This window comes from Cyclobacterium plantarum, assembly GCF_011290685.1.
In the GTDB taxonomy this organism is placed as follows: Bacteria; Bacteroidota; Bacteroidia; order Cytophagales; family Cyclobacteriaceae; genus Cyclobacterium; species Cyclobacterium plantarum.
This window is the reverse complement of record NZ_JAANYN010000018.1, coordinates 46,393-64,139: the sequence shown is the minus strand read 5'-3', so window position 1 is coordinate 64,139 and position 17,747 is coordinate 46,393. Positions and strand designations below refer to the sequence as shown.

The following is a 17,747-nucleotide window of genomic DNA, read 5'->3' as shown; positions in this document are numbered from 1 at the left end:
CAGACAGGCGGAAAAAGGTAAAATACCTTCGACTTGTTTAAGTTTGGCTAATCGACTGTTTTGTACATGGCAAACCTATTTCCTATTATCACTATAAAAAGTTCAAAACCGGGACCCGAAGGCTTGATTATTGCCGGAGTACATGGGGATGAATACGAACCAATCCTTGCCGTTCGACAGTTAATAAATGAGTTGAAGGGTAAAATTGGGAAGGGTTCGCTAACCTTAGTGCCCGTGGTAAATAAGGGAGCGTTTTTGGCTGGTTCAAGACTTGGTTTAGACGGACTCGATCTTGCCCGAACCTGTCCGGGAAAAAAAGTAGGAAGCATCACCGAACAGGTAGCCCATGAAATCAGCAAATTGATCCGGAAAGCTGATTTTTTGATTGACATGCATACCGGTGGTAATTTATTTGAAATTTCACCTTTATCGGGATATATGATGCACCCCAATTCAGAAGTGCTGGATACTCAGCGAGCCATGGCTGAAGCATTTAATTTACCTATCATATGGGGCACAAGTCCGGATCTGGAAGGAAGAACCTTATCCGTGGCACGAGATGAAAATGTTCCGGCCATCTACACGGAATATAGGGGTGGAGGGTATTATCCGGACGGCATTGGAGATTTAGTAGACGGGTGCAAAAATGTTTTGGCATACTTCGGAATGTTTCCTTCAGTAAAAGGGGATTCCAAAGTGACGCTTAAAATCGAAGATAATCAACCGGGAAGTGGACATTTGCAGGAGATGTATCCAGCCCCAGAGGAGGGGGTTTTTGTCGTCACGGTTGAGTTGGGACAGGAGGTTCGGCAAAATGAAGTTCTGGGATATCTATGTGATTTTTATGGAGAGAAAAAAATAGAGGTGCATACCCTGCAGGCTGGACGGATATTTTTGATCCGGGCAGTGCCCATGGCAAAAAAAGGGGATGCGTTGGCGGGAATTTTATCGGCTGGAAATTCAAATTATTATGAAAAAATCGGATAGTTTTTCTCCAAGGGTTATTATCATTACCGGGGCTTCCAGGGGAATAGGGAAAGCCATGGCAGAAAAATACGCCGGGAATGGAGACTTTGTCGCTCTGGTCGCTGATCAGAAAGAAGAGCTGGAGGAAACTGCAGTTTTACTAAAAGAGGGAGAAAATTGCCTCGTTCTTCATGGAGATTTGGCAGACGGCGACTTTCTAAAACAAGTGGTGGAAAATACACTTGCCAAATGGGGAAGGATCGATGTTTTGGTCAATAATGCAGCATGGAGGACGCTGGAAACCCTGCGGACCATTTCCCTGGAAAATTGGGAGAAAACGCTTAAAATCTGTCTGACGGCACCGGTATTCTTGAGTAAGTTAGTGGCAGCCAATATGGAAAAAAATGGGATCAAAGGTGTAATTATCCACGTCAGCAGCATCATGGCAGATAGAGCCGGAGGGACCAGTCCTGCTTATGTTGCTTCAAAGGGGGCCTTGCTTAGTATTACGTATGAAATGGCAGCTTTGTATGGTCCTTCCGGAATCCGGGTAACTGCCATTTGTCCAGGTAATGTACACACCACAATGAGTCAGGATTTTACCGACAGTAAAGGCGAGAACATCAGCAGTGATCTGGTAAGGGATATGGAAAATCTGACTCCACTGCAAAGAAGTGCTACCCCTGAAGAAATTGCAAATGGGGTATTTTGGCTTTCATCTGAAGAAGCCGCTTTTGTAACAGGGACCTCTCTAGTGATTGATGGTGGATTTACACATAATTTCAGCAGTTATAAAAACAAACATTCACAATTTCCCAAAGAGTTTTGAAAGGAATCTGGAAGTACAAGGATTTAATGGAATTGCCGACCGACCTCCCACTATTCAGTTTGGGGGAAGGCGGCACTCCTTTGATTCAATCTAAAAATATCGGCCCGGAAATAGGCATTAATAATTTGTATTTTAAGCTTGAAACCGCAAATCCCTCCGGGTCATATAAAGATCGCTTTGCAGCTTTTGCCATTGCCGAAATTCTGAATAAGAAAAGTAAAATTTGTTTGGCTACAAGCAGTGGGAATACCGGGGCAGCACTTGCTGCCTATTCTGCTGCGGCAGGTTTGCCTTGTAAAATTGCCATTGTGGAGGGGGCTCCTGAGGGCAAGTTAAAGCAGATGAGAGCTTTCGGGGCAAAGTTATTCATGATAAAGGGTTTTGGTATTAGCAGTGAAATCAGTGAAAGGGTGTTTGACAAGCTCGCTAAATTGGCCATTCAAAATCATACCCGGATTCAGGTCAGCGCTTTTAAATATTGCCCGATAGGAATGAAAGGCGTACAATCCATCAGTTTCGAAATAGCTGAGGACATGCCCGAAGCGACCAATATCTTTGTGCCCGCAGGAGGAGGAGGCCTGGCGCTGGCCGTGGTCAGAGGCTTTCAGCGGTGGAACCAAAGGCAGCCTGGTTTTAAAGTTCCCAGGATCCATTGTGTTCAGCCCGAAGGCAATAATACCATTGCTGGCAATTTAAGAAATGGCCTGGATCATGCACAACCCGTAACAGACGCCGCTACCAAAATTAGTGGGTTGCAGGTGGCCAATGTAATCGATGGCACTGATACGTTGAAGGCTTGTAGAGATACAAAGGGTAACGGCTACCTGGTGACGGATGAGGAAGTGTTCGAATGTCAGCGATTATTGGCAGAGAAGGAGGGTATATTCGCCGAGCCTGCCGGAGCTGTTTCTTTGGCAGGGTGGCTGAAAGCTGTCCGGTCAGGAGAGTTGAAACCGGAGGATAAGGCCATATGCATCGTTACCGGAAATGGATTCAAGGATCCTCCTTCTATAGAAAATTTGATTGAAATGAATCCCGTGCAATACCTGGATGAAAAAAGTATGGATGCTTATTTTAAAGTGGAATGAAAATAATCGAAATAATAACAACTTAAGATGAATGATAAATTAAAAGGGGTATGGCCTGCGATGTTAACCCCATTGAATGAAGATGGACGGCCAGATATGGTTCAGTTGGAAAAGTGGTTGGATGTCCTCATTTCACAAGGAATGGATGGCTTGTATTTGCTTGGGTCTACAGGCCAGGGTTTTTTATTGAGTGAAGCCGATAGAAAGAGGGTCACAGAGGTATCTGCAGCAGTTAACAGCGGAAGGATTCCGATTATTGTTCAGGTAGGCTCCATGACTACAAATGAATCGGTAAGACTTGCGAAACATGCGGAAAGCTGTAAAGTAGATGGCATTTCCTCCGTTGCTCCGGTATATTACGGTTCTTCTGACGGCAGCTCTGCTATGGCGCTGAAGCATTATGAAGAAATTGCTAAATCCACTGATTTACCTTTCTTTCCTTACCAACTAGGATCCACTGGTTTCTCAGATGGATTAGTGGGCTTTGTTAATAAATTGCTTCAACTCCCAAATATGGCTGGGATGAAATTGACCACCAATAACCTGCTGGAAATAAGTACCATTTCGTATAGTTCACGGGGCAGGCTAACTCTTTTCAGTGGGGCGGATGAGTTGATGTGCCATGCGGCACTTTGTGGTACTTCGGGCGCTATTGGTTCCTTTTATAATTTATTTGGTCCGGAATGCCAGTTTGTTCGGAATTCCTTTTTAAATGGAAATGTTCAGCTTGCTACAGACTTTATGCTGGTTTTTCAGGAGATGATAGCAGAGGTATTGCCCAATATTTGGACCTTTTTCAGGCAAGCCATTCAGTTAAGGTATGCCGTAGACATTGGTCCTTCCATTCCCCCGGTGGGGAATACCAATAAGCCCTGGAAAGAGGAAAAAGTGCAGGCTTTGGTAGAATTAATTATTGATGCTTCCAGGATTAAAAAAAACCAACTCTCCAAATGAAAAAGACAAACTATTCCCTAAGTGAGATGGAAGAAAAGCTGTATGTGGCTGTCATCTCGGATGCATTGGATGGTTTGGGGTTTTCCGCTCAATCGCCCGACATCTCCTTTTCCATTCATACGGGAAAGGCTAAACTGGTAGGAAGGTGTAAAACCACCCTTTGGTCTGAGATGTACCACATAGATCCCAACCCCTATGAACTGGAGCTTCAGGCCGTTGATGACTGTCAACCTGGTGAGATTTTTATTGCAGCCGCTGCAGGATCAAACCGATCTGGCATTTGGGGGGAATTATTATCTACGGCAGCGAGAAACAGAGGGTGTTTAGGAGCATTAGTAGACGGGAGCATTCGTGATATTGCCAAAATCAGAGCTATAGGCTTTACGGTTTTAGCTAAAGGAAAACGGGTTTATGACAGCCAAAACCGACAACGGGTAATTGATATCGATGTCCCTGTGGAAATAGGAGGAGTGGTGTTTTGCCCGGGAGATTTGGTGTTCTGCGATGAAGATGGAGTAGTGGTCATTCCGCAGCAAGTTGAGGAAGCAGCCATAGAAAAAGCCATGCTAAAAGTGAATGCAGAAAATATCACCAGGGATGAAATCAAAAAGGGAATGAAAGCAATGGATGCTTACAAAAAATATGGTGTCTTATGAATCAAAGCCTTAATAGGCTTAATGGAAACCTTTTATTAATGACATTATTTATGAAGAAAGAAGTTATTTCTGGGGAAGGAGTTCCCCAAAGTACCCTGCCGTTTTCACCGGCCTTAAAAGTAAATAACCTGGTTTTTGTATCAGGACAGGCCTCTGTTGATGAAAGCGGGAAAATTGTGGATGATAATTTTGAAGGAGAAGTCAGAAGGTCATTTGAAAATGCCAGGAAGATTCTGGCTGCGGCAGGTCTGGATTTCAGCCATGTCGTGCAGGTCAGAAATTATGTAGCACGTCAGGAAGACCTGGTAGAATTTAACCAAATCTATGAAGAATATTTTCAACCCCCCTACCCAGCCAGGACTACACTGATTGGCTGCTTGGGAACATTGTTGAAATTTGAAGTTGATTTGATTGCGTATGCAGAATAAAAATCCAAAACGGATCGGAATTTTGGGAATTTACCATGAGTCCAATACTTTTTTGGAGAGTCGGACCAATTGGGAGGATTTTCAAAACGGTCATCTGCTTTACGGCCGATCTATTATTGAAGAATATCGGGATGCCTTTCATGAGATAGGCGGGATGGTGGAAGTGCTGGAAATGGAACCGGATTTGGAGATCGTTCCATTGTTTTACGCAGAGGCTACCCCAGGTGGAATCCTGTCGAGAGAAGCAGCAGCTCGTTTATTTATTGAAGTAAAAAATTCCATTACCGAGTCAATGCCTTTGGATGGATTAATGGTGGTGCCGCATGGTGCGGGTGTCAGCGCCTCCTATTCGGATTTTGATGGCCATTGGCTGAAAATGGTCAGAGATATGCTTGGTCCAGAGCTTCCTATTATTGGTACCATTGATCCCCATTGCAATCTGAGTGATGTTATGGTGGAGGCCGTGGATGCCTTGGTGGCATACAAAACCAATCCTCATGTGGACCAAAGGCAAGTGGGAATGGAGGCAGGAAGGCTTATGATCGGTAGGATCCGTGGCGAAATTCGTCCAGTCATGCAGGCCATCCAAAGTCAGGTAGCAATAAGCATCGATTTGCAGCACACTGAGTCCAGTCCATGCAAAGAACTTTACGAATTATCTTCAGAAATAGGTTTAAGACCTGAAATTCTTTCTACGAGTGTCGTTTTGGGGTTTCCTTACGCCGACGTTCCGGAGATGGGAACGAGCTTTATTGCGGTGGCAGATGGAGACCATTGGGTGGCACAAAAAGCCGTACGCCAGCTGAATGAGTATATTTTTAAAAACCATTTGGTTTTTTCAGGAGGCAAAACCGATATTGATCATTTGCCTGAGGAAATCCGAAATGCACAAAAACCGGTCCTATTATTGGATATGGGTGACAACGTTGGAGGAGGATCGCCCGGAGACAGTACATTCTTACTAGAATTGGTGGAATCACAACCCGGGCAAAGAAGCTTTATGTGCATAAATGACCCGGAAGCCGTAAGGGCCATTAAAAAAAGAAGGAATGAAACCGGTTTTATTCCCTTAAGTATTGGTGGTAAAACTGATAAGCTGCATGGTAATCCTGTAGAAATAGCTGTAGAATTAATTTCTTTAGTGGATGGCAAATTTTCGGAAAAAGAGCCCCGGCATGGAGGTCAGGTAAATTTTAATATGGGAGATACAGCCATTGTAAAAACAAAATCAGGCAATACCCTAATGCTTACATCCTTGAGAACGGTTCCGTTTAGCCTTCAACAATTAGTTCATTTTACGATTGATCCTACCCAATTTGATATCATAGTTGCCAAGGGGGTAAATGCGCCGCTAGCAGCCTATCAGACTGTTTGTAAAAGTTTTATCCGCGCAAATACCCCAGGGGTTACATGTGCAGATATGTCTAATTTCCGGTACCTAAACAGGAGAAAGCCGCTGTATCCATTAGATGATTTATCCTGAATCAGAATGATGCATAACCCAGATCAAAACGCACTTCCCGACCCAGAAACGACCCGTCCTGAGCTGATGCTGGAATTGAACCATTATACTGAAGGACCGGCTGTTGATCTTCAAGGATCGTTGTATTTTACAGATTTGGCAGGTAAGGGGATTCGAAGATTCCAAGGGGGGCGTTCGTTGCTATGGGGAAAAGGTGAAAGACCCAATGGGCAAGCCATTTTGCTCAATGGAGATCATTTGGTTTGTGACAGCTTTTCAGCTTGTGTTTTGAAATACGATTCCAATGGAAAACTATTAGGGAGTGTTTCGCCGGAAAGCATCGAAGGACATAAGGTTCGGTGCCCTAATGATATCGCGATTGATCCGGATAGGGGGTTTTATTTTACGGATTCTGTCAGGAAAGAAGGAATGGTGTATTTTGTAGGATGGGATGGATCAGCCAGAACCGTGGCCAGGGGCATAGATTTCGCGAATGGCGTCGTTTTTCAAAAAGAAAAGAATGTTTTATGGGTAGCTGAAAGTTATAAAAACAGGATTTTAAAAGTGGATTTGAATGTCCAGCTTGAAGATGCAGGTTATATGACGGTCTTTGCCTCATTGCCATTTAATAAAAACAACATTGAAACAGGCAACCTTCCTGACGGTATGGCTTTGGACATAGAAGGCAGACTGTGGATTGCCCATTATGGGATGCAGGCCATTCATGTACTTTCTAATGAAGGAGCAATTTTGGCATCTTATGATTCCGGAATCCCCCTGACGAGTAATGTATGTTTCGTAGGTGATGAAATCTGGATAACGGGGGGGATTTCGGAGCCGGGGCCAGGAAGGTTGACAAGGATCAAGGTTGGGGTAGGAGGGTATTCCCTTTTTTAAATGGATAAACTTCTGATATGATATCAATAGGAATTATTGGAGCAGGAAATTTTAGCATCAAACATATTGAGGCCATAGGAAAGTTACCCAACCTTCAACTAAAGGCGGTATGTAGAAGAGATCCTTTCGCCTTGAACCAGCTAAGGAAGACTTATGGTGTGGAGGGATATACAGAATATAAGGGCCTTCTGGAAGATCCCGCCATCGATGCGGTATTGATTGCTACACCGCATCATCTTCATGCGACAATTGCAATTGCCGCAGCCAGTGCAGGGAAGCATATATTATTAGAAAAACCGATGGCTTCTACATGGGAGGATTGCCGGGCCATATATGAAGCCAGTAAGAAAAACAATGTGAAGTTAATGGTCGGGCAGGTTGGGCAGTTTACCCCTGCATTTTTGGCAGCCAGGACATACCTGGAATCCGGAAATCTGGGAGCTATTCACACCGTCAAGGCTACCTCGGCTTCCTTTTGGAAACATGAAGAGCGACAGGATTGGCATTTGCAGAAAAAAACCGGCGGAGGATATCTCTTGTCCGTAGCCGTCCACCAGCTGGATTTGGTTTGTGCTTTGATCCCTTCCGAAGTCCAGCGGGTATATGCCACGATATCCAATCGTTTTCACCAGGATGAAGTAGATGATGAGGGTGTTATCCTTATGAAATTCCGTAATCAACAGCAGGCTTCATTACATTTTGCAGGCTTCAAAAATGGAGTGAATCAGGTAGATGCTGAAATACATGGAACTCAGGGAATGCTTAAAATTAGTTTTTCTCAGGGAGCATTTCTGGGGAAAGACCAGAAATGGAAATTACTGCCTGACTCATACGCCGAAAACTGGATGGCGCTTGCTTTGGAAGCTGAATGGAAGGATTTTGCCTGGGCCATTGAATTGAACCGGGAACCCAAGGTTTCGGGGAAACACAGTTTGCATGTGATGGAGGTATTATTTGCAGCCTTTTTTTCCTCAGAATCTGGAACGGAAGTCAAGCTGCCCTTTAATCTAACCTCAAGATCAAATTAATACGGATGATACCTTTCAGATCCATTTTAAAAATCACATTCCTTCTTCTTAACTATCTATTGGTATCCAATTTGACAGCCAAAGAAATACAATGGAAAGAACTACCGACCATTCCCGACAAGGAGGGTTTTGCCGGAATGTTTGCCGGAGTTAGCAATGGGACATTGTTGGTAGCGGGAGGTGCTAATTTTCCTGATAAAAGACCCTGGGAAGGGGGCAAAAAAGTCTGGTATGATCACATCTATTTTTTGGAAAACCAGGATAAAGGTTGGCAAGTGGCCAGGCAAAAACTTCCCCGACCGCTGGCCTATGGCATTTCTGTCAGTTTTAATAACAAAATTTGGGTGATTGGGGGGAATGGTGCGCAAGGACATTATGATAAGGTTTACAGTTTATCTTACCAGAATGGTGAAATTAATATAGAATCTAATTATCCTTCCCTGCCAGTGACGCTGGCCAACATGACAGGTGCTGTGGTAGATGGAGTGGTCTATATTCAAGGGGGTCAGGTAAGTCCGGAAGGGATTGGCGAGACTGCCTTTTTTATGCTGGATTTGAATAAAGCTCCGTCAGCCATGAAATGGGTGAATGGTCCGGCTTTTCCAGGTATTTCGCGGATTCAGGCGGTTGCGGCCTCCCACAACGGGGTGTTTTATCTTTTTAGTGGTTTTCATTTGCTGAAAAACGAGGACGGAGGGTTGGATAGGCAATTACTAACAGATGCTTATCGGTATTTTCCGGGTGATTCTTCCGTACAGGGGAAATGGGAGCAACTCCAGGATTTACCCAGAGGAGTGGCTGCTGCCCCCTCACCAGCCTTTAGCTTGGGTAATTCCCATATTTTGATTCCCGGGGGATTGGATCAGAAAACGCTCCTTCATACGAATCCTTCCTCTCATCCGGGGTTTTCAGACAAAATGCTGGCCTATCACAGCAAGGCAGAAGCCTGGGTAGAAATGGGCGATATGCCTGCAGGCAGCTCAAGGGTGACCGCCCCGACAGCCTTTTGGAAGGGATATTGGGTGGTTCCTAATGGAGAAAAAGGCCCTGGGGTCAGATCGCCAAAGGTTATGGGTATGGAGACCCAAAATGCATTCGGCTGGGCCAATTGGACTACCTTAGGCATTTACCTTTGCGTGATGCTGGGTATCGGGTTTTATTTTTCCAAACGAGAAAACACGACAGATGAATATTTTCTTGCAGGGGGAAGGATCCCCTGGTGGGCGGCGGGTTTGAGTATCTATGGCACTCAGTTAAGTGCGATAACCTTCATGGCCATTCCGGTAATTGTTTATGCCACCAATTGGCGTTTGGCCATGGGTTCATTTATGATTTTTGCTATTGTCCCCGTCATCATCCGGTATTACCTGCCTTTTTTCAGGAGGCTAAACATCACTACTGCTTACCAATACCTGGAGTTAAGATTCAATATTCATGTCCGCTTACTGGGGAGTTTAACATTTATTTTTTTGCAATTGGCAAGAATGGGCGTGGTGGTGTATCTTCCCGCCATCGCTATTGCATCAGTCACAGGAATGGATATTTTACTTTGCATTGGAATCATGGGCTTGTTTAGTACGGTTTATACTGTAATGGGAGGAATGGAAGCCGTGATTTGGACTGATGTAATTCAGGTGTTGGTATTGTTGGGAGGCGCTTTGCTTTCCATTTTTATCGCCATTGCCAATATTGATGGCGGAATGGAAACAATTATCCAGGTAGCTACTGAGCAGCAGAAATTCAAATTGATCGATTGGTCGTGGGATTATACCCAATTGGTTTTCTGGGTGGCCATCATCGGATTTTTCTTTCTAAACCTAATTTCGTATACCTCGGATCAAGTGGTCATTCAACGCTACCTTACTGTTAAAAATGAGGATGAAGCTGCCAAAAGCCTTTGGACGAACGGCATCATTACGTTGCCAGGAATACTGTTATTTTTTGGTTTAGGGACGGTGTTATATGTCTTTTATTATAGTAATCCCGATAAAATCGGAAGTATCAATCCGGAAGAATTACTGCCTTATTACATCGTGGCAGAGCTTCCCATCGGTATAGCAGGACTTGTAATCGCCGGGATATTTGCAGCAAGCATGTCCTCACTGGATAGCAGTATGAATAGTATTTCAACTGCCTATATCACAGATATCCATAAATTTTTCAATCCAAAATTAGTTGATAGGGAGTACCTGAAATTGGCGAAAATCGTCACAGTAGTGATGGGTGTTTTTGGTACGCTCACGGCTATGTGGATAGCCGTGTCCGAGGTTGGTTTTATCTTTGACCTTTTTCAAAAACTGCTGGGAATGATTGGAGGTAGCCTGGCAGGAGTCTTTGTTCTGGCCATATTCAGCCAAAAAGCAAATGCAACGGGCGTGATTATCGGTACCATTTCAGGTGCGCTTATTACTTTTCTGGTAAGCAGGTATACCGAGGTTAACGGCTATTTATATGGAGCTATCGGCGTGCTAAGTTGTGTGCTTATTGGCTATACCTTTAGCCTACTTTTTCCAAAAGGGAAAAGCCAGCCTCATGGTTTTACCTATAAATCCATTGTTAAAAAAGGATCGTTTTAAAAAGATACAGGAAATACTAAAATAATAGGTCATAAGGTGCCTGCTTTATTCCAGCATTATTCTTCACTTTTTTTAGGATGTATTTTTTGGAATTTTTCAGTTTTAATATGCAAATCCCTTTGAGGAAAGGGGATTTCGATTTTTTGCACTGCAAAAGCAGCATAGATCTCCCTTAATACTTTGTCTTTTACCTGAATCCATTCATCAAAATTAGCAACCCAAAAAAGGATGCGGAATTCTAGTGAGCTGTCCCCGAAATTATGAAGTAAAATATTGGGAGAGGGAAAAGAAAGGATGCCATCTTGGGACAAGACTTTTTTAATGATTTCATGGACCTTTTCAATCTCAGAACCATAGGCCACACCTACCAGAATTTCCACTCTTCTTTTTTTGTCTGATAAGGTCCAGTTGACCAGGTGTTGGGACAACAAGTCTCCATTGGGTATAACCACTTCAGATCCATCATAGGCCTGGAGAGTACTGGAGCGAATACCAACTTCTTTCACCACCCCCGTACGTCCACCTACTTCTATGGCATCACCGATTTGTATTGGACGTTCAAATGCGAGGATAATACCGGAAACCAGGTTATTGACGATGGTTTGTAAACCAAACCCGATCCCAACACTCAGGGCTCCCAAAACGATTGCCAGCTTGTCAAGGGGAAGACCGGAAGCCGTTACTGCAAGGAAAAAGCCCAGGGTCAGGATAAAAAGCCTGATCAATAGAATGGATGATCCCAGTCGCTTTTCCCTTGGTCCAAGGTTTTGACTATCCCGGATAGAAGCGAAATAAGCAATGTTTTTAGCGAGTACAAAGGAAATCCAAATCAGTGAGAAGAAGGTCAAAATACTGCTGTAGGTAAATGTGGTATTGCCAAAAGTCCGGCTAGTTTGCAAAAAAATCAATAACTGATTACCAATGGTTTGATTCAATGAAAGATTCACAAGCAATAAATAAAGCCACATTAGCAATGCCAGGAAGGAGAAAATCTTTTTCATTCGGCTGTAAATAGCCTGGTAATTGAGGTAATTGGCATAATCTTTCTGGTTGTCCTTGCTTAATTCTGAAAGCAGGTAGATGGCCTCCATAAGTACAAGTACAAAAACATAAAGGGAAATTCCCTGCATGGTGCTTAAAGTAGAAGCTACCCCAAGGATTTTACCAAGACTAAACCTTCCTATGATATGAAAGCCAATGGAGACGGTTTGCATCACCAGGAAAAAATAGATCAGATAGGGTAAATTTACCGGGAATTTGCCCGGTTTTTTCCTGATATGGAACAAAACTTTCAGCCCCACCAGAATACCGACTAAAGAGAATAAAAGCAGGTACCATTTTTCCTGATGGGCCAGTTGTGTGATGAGATTACTTGCCCCAAACACCAAAAATGCCATAACCATGACAAGCCAAAGCAACATGTCCCCTCTATCCAGAACGATACGAATCAGAAAAGTAGTGGCCAGGACGCTACCAGAGAGACAGCAAAATATCAAGAAATAGGGGGGGACGGAGAGTAAGAATGGGCTTATGGTAAAAAGAATCAGTGCAGTACTTAGAAAAGGGGAATACCTGAGGTATTTACTTCTGTCAAGTATCAGGTTAGAAAAATCCTTGGTTTGGCTGATTTTCTGGATCATGTTTCGAATGCCAAAAAACAACAATAGAAAAAGTAACAAAATGAAAAGCAACCAGCCATATTTTGATTCGAGGTAATGCTTGACAATGACCCTATTAAGAATTAAGGTTTCCTTAATTACCGACACCAAAGGCTTTTCCAATTCAGAGGCATGTGTTTCCCATAAGTTAGGGCTATCTCTTTTTAAAAGATCTCTTCTGAAACCCCTTTGCCGGATCCTGACTGACTCCAGAAGGTCAACAAGCTGAATCTGTATACCGCCTAACCGGCTCTGCATTTCCAGCCCCTTATTTCTTTTAAGGGTATAAATACTGTCCACATAGGCAAATTTTTCTTTAAGTACCTTTTTTTGATTCAGGTATCCCTGAAGGGCCAAAGTGTCTTCCTCTTCGCCAGCAGAAAATGAAGCTTCGTTGATAATGGATAATTCTTTACCAGACTCCATAAATGCATTGACATTATCATCAATTTCTTTTTGCCAGGTATTGATTTGCTGTTGATATCCTATTATTAAATTTTCCAACTCATTGAGGAACCTTAGATTTACGGTACCTCTTTCGATTAGAGACTGGTCTTTGATCCTGTTCAAAACCAACTCCATGACCAGTATTTCTTCATGCAGGTAAAGGGTGTCTCGGGCACGGGATAATTTTGATTGTATGATCTGAAGCTGATTTAAAAAGGATTGGGTTTGTTGGATTTTTCGTTCAAAGCTTAGTGGTTCTATGGCTAAACTATCAGCCATTTTGACAGTGTCATTTTTGTTTTGGGGTGTCCCATCAAAATTCAGATTTAATCCTTGCGCCAAACCGAATGACAGGGAAGAAAAAAAGATAATGCAAATAAATAGTCCTTTCGGGAAGGGGAGTGATAATAAGACTGACAGTCGGATTTTTCCCTGATTGAATAGTATTGATTTCATTGGATTTATTTACAAATAACCGAAGAATTGCTTATCAATTTATATAAAATTTAGTTTAAAATTTATCCTATGCACAAATTATTCCTGCTTGTTTGGCGGATATTTTTATACATTGACAAACTTTAAATAGCTTTCATTGGTTAATTCAATAAGGTTAGCATGTTTTATTAAAGGCAAGCCTTAAATAGATTGATTTTTATTGTTAAATGCTGTTAAAATCAATACTTTGTTGGCAGGTGGCATCATTTTGGAAGCAACATAAAGGGAAGTTTAACGTGTAATTCAAGTAGTTAAATAAGAAAGGTATACAATGAATAGAAAACAGTTTTTCCTTGGAATGGTGCTTGCATCATTAATCGGTGGTATGGTTGCTGTATTAGGAGTAAATTTAATGCAAAACAACCAGGAATCATCTTCGAATTTTGATGAGAAGCAGAATACCAGTTTTGTTAACTGGCTCAACGATGATCGCTTTGTGGTTCCTGAAGGAATCAATTTCGTGGCTTCAGCGGAGCAGGTGACTCCCGCAGTAGTCCATGTAAGAAGTACGGTTACAATGGGTAACCGGGAAGGGGGCGTGGATCCCCTGGAAGAGTTCTTTGGTTTTCGCTCCCCCAGAGGCGAAGCACCCCCAAGACAAGGAAGGAGTTCTGGTTCTGGTGCGATTATTTCTGAAGATGGATATATCGTAACCAACAATCACGTGATTGAAAATGCATCCAAAGTAGATGTAACCCTTCAGGATAACAGGAGGTTTACGGCCCGGGTTATTGGCACGGATCCCACAACAGATTTGGCTTTACTCAAAATAGATGCGAATAACTTAAATTTCATCCCTTTTGGAAATTCGGACCAGGCGAAAATCGGGGAATGGGTACTTGCTGTAGGCAATCCTTATGAGTTGACCTCTACGGTTACCGCAGGTATTATCAGTGCAAAGTCAAGAAATATAGGTATTCTCAGAGATGAAAGTAATCTACAGGTAGAATCATTTATCCAAACTGATGCAGCGGTAAATCCTGGCAATTCCGGAGGACCCCTGGTTAACCTAAACGGGGAAATTATCGGTATCAACACCGCTATTGCCTCAAGAACCGGAGGATTTAGTGGTTATTCATTCGCTGTTCCCAGTTCTATTGTCAAGAAAGTCATGGATGACTTACTGGAATTTGGAGCAGTACAAAGAGGACTGCTGGGCGTTGTCATCATGGATGTCAATGCGGATTTAGAAGAAATGGTTGGAGAAAAAGTAAATGCAAATCGGGGAGTATACATAAGAGAAGTAAATGAAGGCAGTGGTGGAGAAGAAGCCGGTTTGCAAAAAGGAGATATAATCATTGGCGTAGATGGCTTTGATACTTATTCTACCTCAGCTCTTCAGGAAAGAGTGGCAAGAAAAAGACCTGGAGATAAGGTGGAAGTAAAGTTTTTAAGGGATGGCAAGGAGATGACGACTACGGCCACATTGAAGAATGTTTCCGGAGATACCAAAGTTGTCATCAAGGAGATTCCTAAGACAACCGAGTTTGACGGGGTCATTTTTGAGGATTTAAATGCCTCGATCAAGGAAAGACTTGAACTAGAAGGTGGAGCTTCTATTTCTGTTATTGAAAATGAGGCCTGGAAAGAATCTGGTGTACAAGAAGGCTTTATCATCACCAAAATAGGGAGGACTAAAATCCTGAATGGTGAGGACGTAATTGAGGCTTTAAATAGTTACCGGGGCGAAGAGGTCACTATTTTGGGTGTTTATCCCAATGGGCAAAGATCTTACTATGATCTGGATTTATAAGTGATACCTTAGGCAATTTCACCATTATATAGTTAAAGGCTGTTCCTTAATCAGGGGCAGCCTTTTTTGTTCCAAGACCTTCATTGAGATTGATTTATTTCTATTCAAGACAGTGACATTTGCCATAAAATAAAAAAAATCAAATCAATTTTTGCAACATTGAAATTTAACACTACATTTGCAATCCGATTCTGAGTAGATTTCTCACAGGTGCTGTTTACAAAGTACATTTTCTACTTGGGTTTGAAAGCTTGGGAGTTTAGCTCAGTTGGTTCAGAGCATCTGCCTTACAAGCAGAGGGTCGGGGGTTCGAATCCCTCAACTCCCACATTCTGGAATGGAGCATCATTCCATGTTTCTTTTTTTTTGGGAGTTAGTGCCGGAAAGTTTCAGGAAATGAAGCATGGGAGTTTAGCTCAGTTGGTTCAGAGCATCTGCCTTACAAGCAGAGGGTCGGGGGTTCGAATCCCTCAACTCCCACGGAATGGAATCCTAATTGTCTATATTTTAGATGGTTAGGGTTCTTTTTTTAACTGTGAGGCTAATTATGGGGCTTTTAATTTAAGTTTTTTAAATTTAGAAATCTCAAATTTGCAAACTCCTCCAATTCGGATAAGTTTAATTTTCAGTTTAGACTAACCAATCAACTTCCGGTTTAAATTTATAATTCCAGTCTATACTTTTTCATAAAGACCCTACTGCGGATAAACCTTTACTAATTTATGCCAATATGCGCATATAAGAATATACACACTGGAAGTGTTCTATCCCAATAGGTAGATATTTTCATACCTATATTTATTTTTATATAGATAAAAATATAATTATTCAACTAAATTACAATTCGAAAGCCGTTCATTGAATTCAATCTACAAACCGGAAAATTCCGTTTTGGACAACAACAAATCCGTTGTGCGCAGTCCTTGCAAGTTGTGTGTTTGTCTGACAAAACCTAATGGTTTTTTTCAACCAAACACCGACTCGCCCATCGCCTTAACTACGGCTTTGTAAGGGAGAGGGGAAAAGAAAAATCCTCGCAACTCGGATTTTTTTAACCCACAGGTTATAGAAACCAGTAGGTTTAAGGTGTTAGTTTTACAGCCTCCAAGTCAGCGCCAAATTAGTTAAATTTGGAAATAGCTCCCAAAATTGATGAAAAACATGGAGATTGCAGCATTTAGGGAATACTCAAAAATCATGGAAAGTAAAATCGAAATCTACCAAGGAAGTGATGGCCAGACTCAAATTGAAGTTTTGGTTGAGAAAGAGTCTGTTTGGCTAAACAGAAATCAGATGGCTGTCCTTTTCGGGAGAGATGTAAAAACTATAGGAAAACATATCAATAACGTTTTCAATGATGGTGAATTAGAAAAGGATGCAGTTGTCGCAAATTTTGCGACAACTGCATTAGACGGAAAATCCTACCAAGTAGACCACTATAATCTTGATGTAATTATTACAGTTGGCTACCGGGTCAAATCTGCACAAGGCACGCAATTTCGCCAATGGGCCACCCAGCGACTCAAAGACTACCTCGTGCAGGGCTACGTCATCAATGAAAAAAGATTGGCACAAAAGCAACAGGAAGTCCAAACGCTTAAGGACGGAATTAGGATCTTAAGCCGGGCAATAGAACATAAAGCTAATAATCAAAACCTGGATTGGCTGAACCATTTTGCGAAAGGACTGGAATTGCTGGACGATTACGATCATGAAAATCTAGATACAAAAGGTTTAAGTAAGAGAACGGCTAATTATCCCGAACTATCGGATTACCAACATGTAATCTCATCTATGAAGTCCGAGTTTGAGTCGGGCGTTTTTGGAAAAGAAAAGGACGGAAGCTTTGAGAGTGCCATTTCACAAATCGGCAAAGGCTTTGGCGAAGAGGACTTCTACCCAACCTTAGAAGAGAAAGCTGCCATGCTTCTTTACCTAATTGTAAAAAACCATGGTTTCGTTGATGGCAACAAAAGGATTGCCGCAGCTTGTTTTCTTCTCTTTTTACAGTCAAATAACCTATTGCATAATAGAGAAGGGATTTCAATTATCAGCAATGATGCATTGGCTACCTTAACTTTGTTTATCGCATCAAGCAAACCTGAGGAAATGGACACGGTGAAGAAATTGGTGATTAGTGTTCTAAACCGAAATAAAATATGACGCTAGAACAATTTCATTATCTAATTGACAATACTACCTCATACGGGATTCAGGACCTGGTGGACGCAACCAAAACAACCAACAAACTGTCCGGCCAGACCCAGGTCTTTACGACGGCCATAGACCGGGGGACCAGTCCGAAATCCGAATACCAGTGGTTTAACAACGGAGTGCCGCTAAATTCCCGGGACACGGCAAGCAATACTCTCACCGTCTCCAGACTGGGTTGCGGTGTTTCGGGAGACTATTATTAAGAAATGAAGAGTTCGTTCGAAGGTTTTCCAAAAAGCTTCTGTAAAGAATTACTTTTCAAATTTAAAATTTTTTTTTCAAATTGTTATCATAAG

14 protein-coding genes and 2 tRNA genes are annotated in these 17,747 nt (G+C 42.4%); 15 read left to right on the top strand and 1 reads right to left on the bottom strand.

Going from position 1 to position 17,747, the window contains the following annotated elements; all coding sequences use genetic code 11:
- Nucleotides 1-66: 66 nt before the first annotated feature.
- From G9Q97_RS23900 to G9Q97_RS23855, 10 genes are read left to right on the top strand one after another with little or no spacing between them, the layout of a single operon-like run.
- Complete coding sequence (locus G9Q97_RS23900; protein WP_166151664.1) at nt 67-987, top strand: succinylglutamate desuccinylase/aspartoacylase family protein; 921 nt, start codon at nt 67-69, stop codon at nt 985-987.
- A complete protein-coding gene (locus tag G9Q97_RS23895) occupies nt 971-1,795 on the top strand; it encodes an SDR family NAD(P)-dependent oxidoreductase (protein WP_166151662.1) in 825 nt (274 codons plus the stop codon). Before G9Q97_RS23900 ends, G9Q97_RS23895 begins: the two co-directional genes overlap by 17 nt.
- A complete protein-coding gene (locus G9Q97_RS23890) occupies nt 1,792-2,883 on the top strand; it encodes a pyridoxal-phosphate dependent enzyme (protein WP_166151659.1) in 1,092 nt (363 codons plus the stop codon). The genes G9Q97_RS23895 and G9Q97_RS23890 overlap by 4 nt, the downstream gene beginning before the upstream one ends.
- 27 nt (nt 2,884-2,910) lie before the next feature.
- Nucleotides 2,911-3,837 (top strand): dihydrodipicolinate synthase family protein, encoded by a 927-nt coding sequence (locus G9Q97_RS23885; protein WP_166151657.1) that lies wholly within the window; start codon nt 2,911-2,913, stop codon nt 3,835-3,837.
- A complete protein-coding gene (locus tag G9Q97_RS23880) occupies nt 3,834-4,493 on the top strand; it encodes an RraA family protein (protein WP_166151655.1) in 660 nt (219 codons plus the stop codon). The genes G9Q97_RS23885 and G9Q97_RS23880 overlap by 4 nt, the downstream gene beginning before the upstream one ends.
- A gap of 50 nt (nt 4,494-4,543) precedes the next feature.
- Nucleotides 4,544-4,921 carry a RidA family protein gene (locus tag G9Q97_RS23875; RefSeq protein ID WP_073091712.1) on the top strand — a complete coding sequence of 126 codons (378 nt, stop codon included), beginning with the start codon at nt 4,544-4,546 and terminating at the stop codon, nt 4,919-4,921.
- On the top strand, nt 4,911-6,404 hold the full coding sequence (locus G9Q97_RS23870) for a M81 family metallopeptidase (protein WP_166151653.1): 1,494 nt from the start codon (nt 4,911-4,913) through the stop codon (nt 6,402-6,404). Before G9Q97_RS23875 ends, G9Q97_RS23870 begins: the two co-directional genes overlap by 11 nt.
- Nucleotides 6,405-6,410: 6 nt before the next feature.
- Nucleotides 6,411-7,280 (top strand): SMP-30/gluconolactonase/LRE family protein, encoded by an 870-nt coding sequence (locus tag G9Q97_RS23865; protein WP_166151651.1) that lies wholly within the window; start codon nt 6,411-6,413, stop codon nt 7,278-7,280.
- Between the two features lie 17 nt (nt 7,281-7,297).
- Entirely contained in the window at nt 7,298-8,308 is a 1,011-nt protein-coding gene (locus G9Q97_RS23860) for a Gfo/Idh/MocA family protein (RefSeq protein WP_166151649.1), read from the top strand.
- A 5-nt stretch (nt 8,309-8,313) separates the two neighbouring features.
- On the top strand, nt 8,314-10,884 hold the full coding sequence (locus tag G9Q97_RS23855) for a sodium:solute symporter family transporter (protein WP_166151647.1): 2,571 nt from the start codon (nt 8,314-8,316) through the stop codon (nt 10,882-10,884).
- A 56-nt stretch (nt 10,885-10,940) separates the two neighbouring features.
- On the opposite strand, the gene G9Q97_RS23850 is transcribed toward G9Q97_RS23855, so the two are convergent.
- Nucleotides 10,941-13,268, bottom strand: a complete 2,328-nt coding sequence (locus G9Q97_RS23850) for a mechanosensitive ion channel family protein (protein WP_166151645.1) — start codon at nt 13,266-13,268, stop codon at nt 10,941-10,943.
- A 487-nt stretch (nt 13,269-13,755) separates the two neighbouring features.
- On the opposite strand from G9Q97_RS23850, the gene G9Q97_RS23845 reads away from it, so the two are divergent.
- From G9Q97_RS23845 to G9Q97_RS23825, 5 genes are all read left to right on the top strand, one after another.
- Nucleotides 13,756-15,237, top strand: coding sequence for a Do family serine endopeptidase (locus G9Q97_RS23845; RefSeq protein WP_166151643.1), 1,482 nt, complete (start codon nt 13,756-13,758; stop codon nt 15,235-15,237).
- 253 nt (nt 15,238-15,490) lie between these two features.
- Nucleotides 15,491-15,565 (top strand) — tRNA-Val (locus G9Q97_RS23840).
- A 77-nt stretch (nt 15,566-15,642) separates the two neighbouring features.
- Nucleotides 15,643-15,717, top strand: a tRNA-Val gene (locus tag G9Q97_RS23835).
- A gap of 681 nt (nt 15,718-16,398) precedes the next feature.
- Nucleotides 16,399-17,400 carry a RhuM family protein gene (gene rhuM, locus G9Q97_RS23830; protein WP_246255849.1) on the top strand — a complete coding sequence of 334 codons (1,002 nt, stop codon included), beginning with the start codon at nt 16,399-16,401 and terminating at the stop codon, nt 17,398-17,400.
- On the top strand, nt 17,397-17,654 hold the full coding sequence (locus G9Q97_RS23825) for a hypothetical protein (RefSeq protein ID WP_166151641.1): 258 nt from the start codon (nt 17,397-17,399) through the stop codon (nt 17,652-17,654). Before rhuM ends, G9Q97_RS23825 begins: the two co-directional genes overlap by 4 nt.
- Nucleotides 17,655-17,747 lie beyond the last annotated feature (93 nt).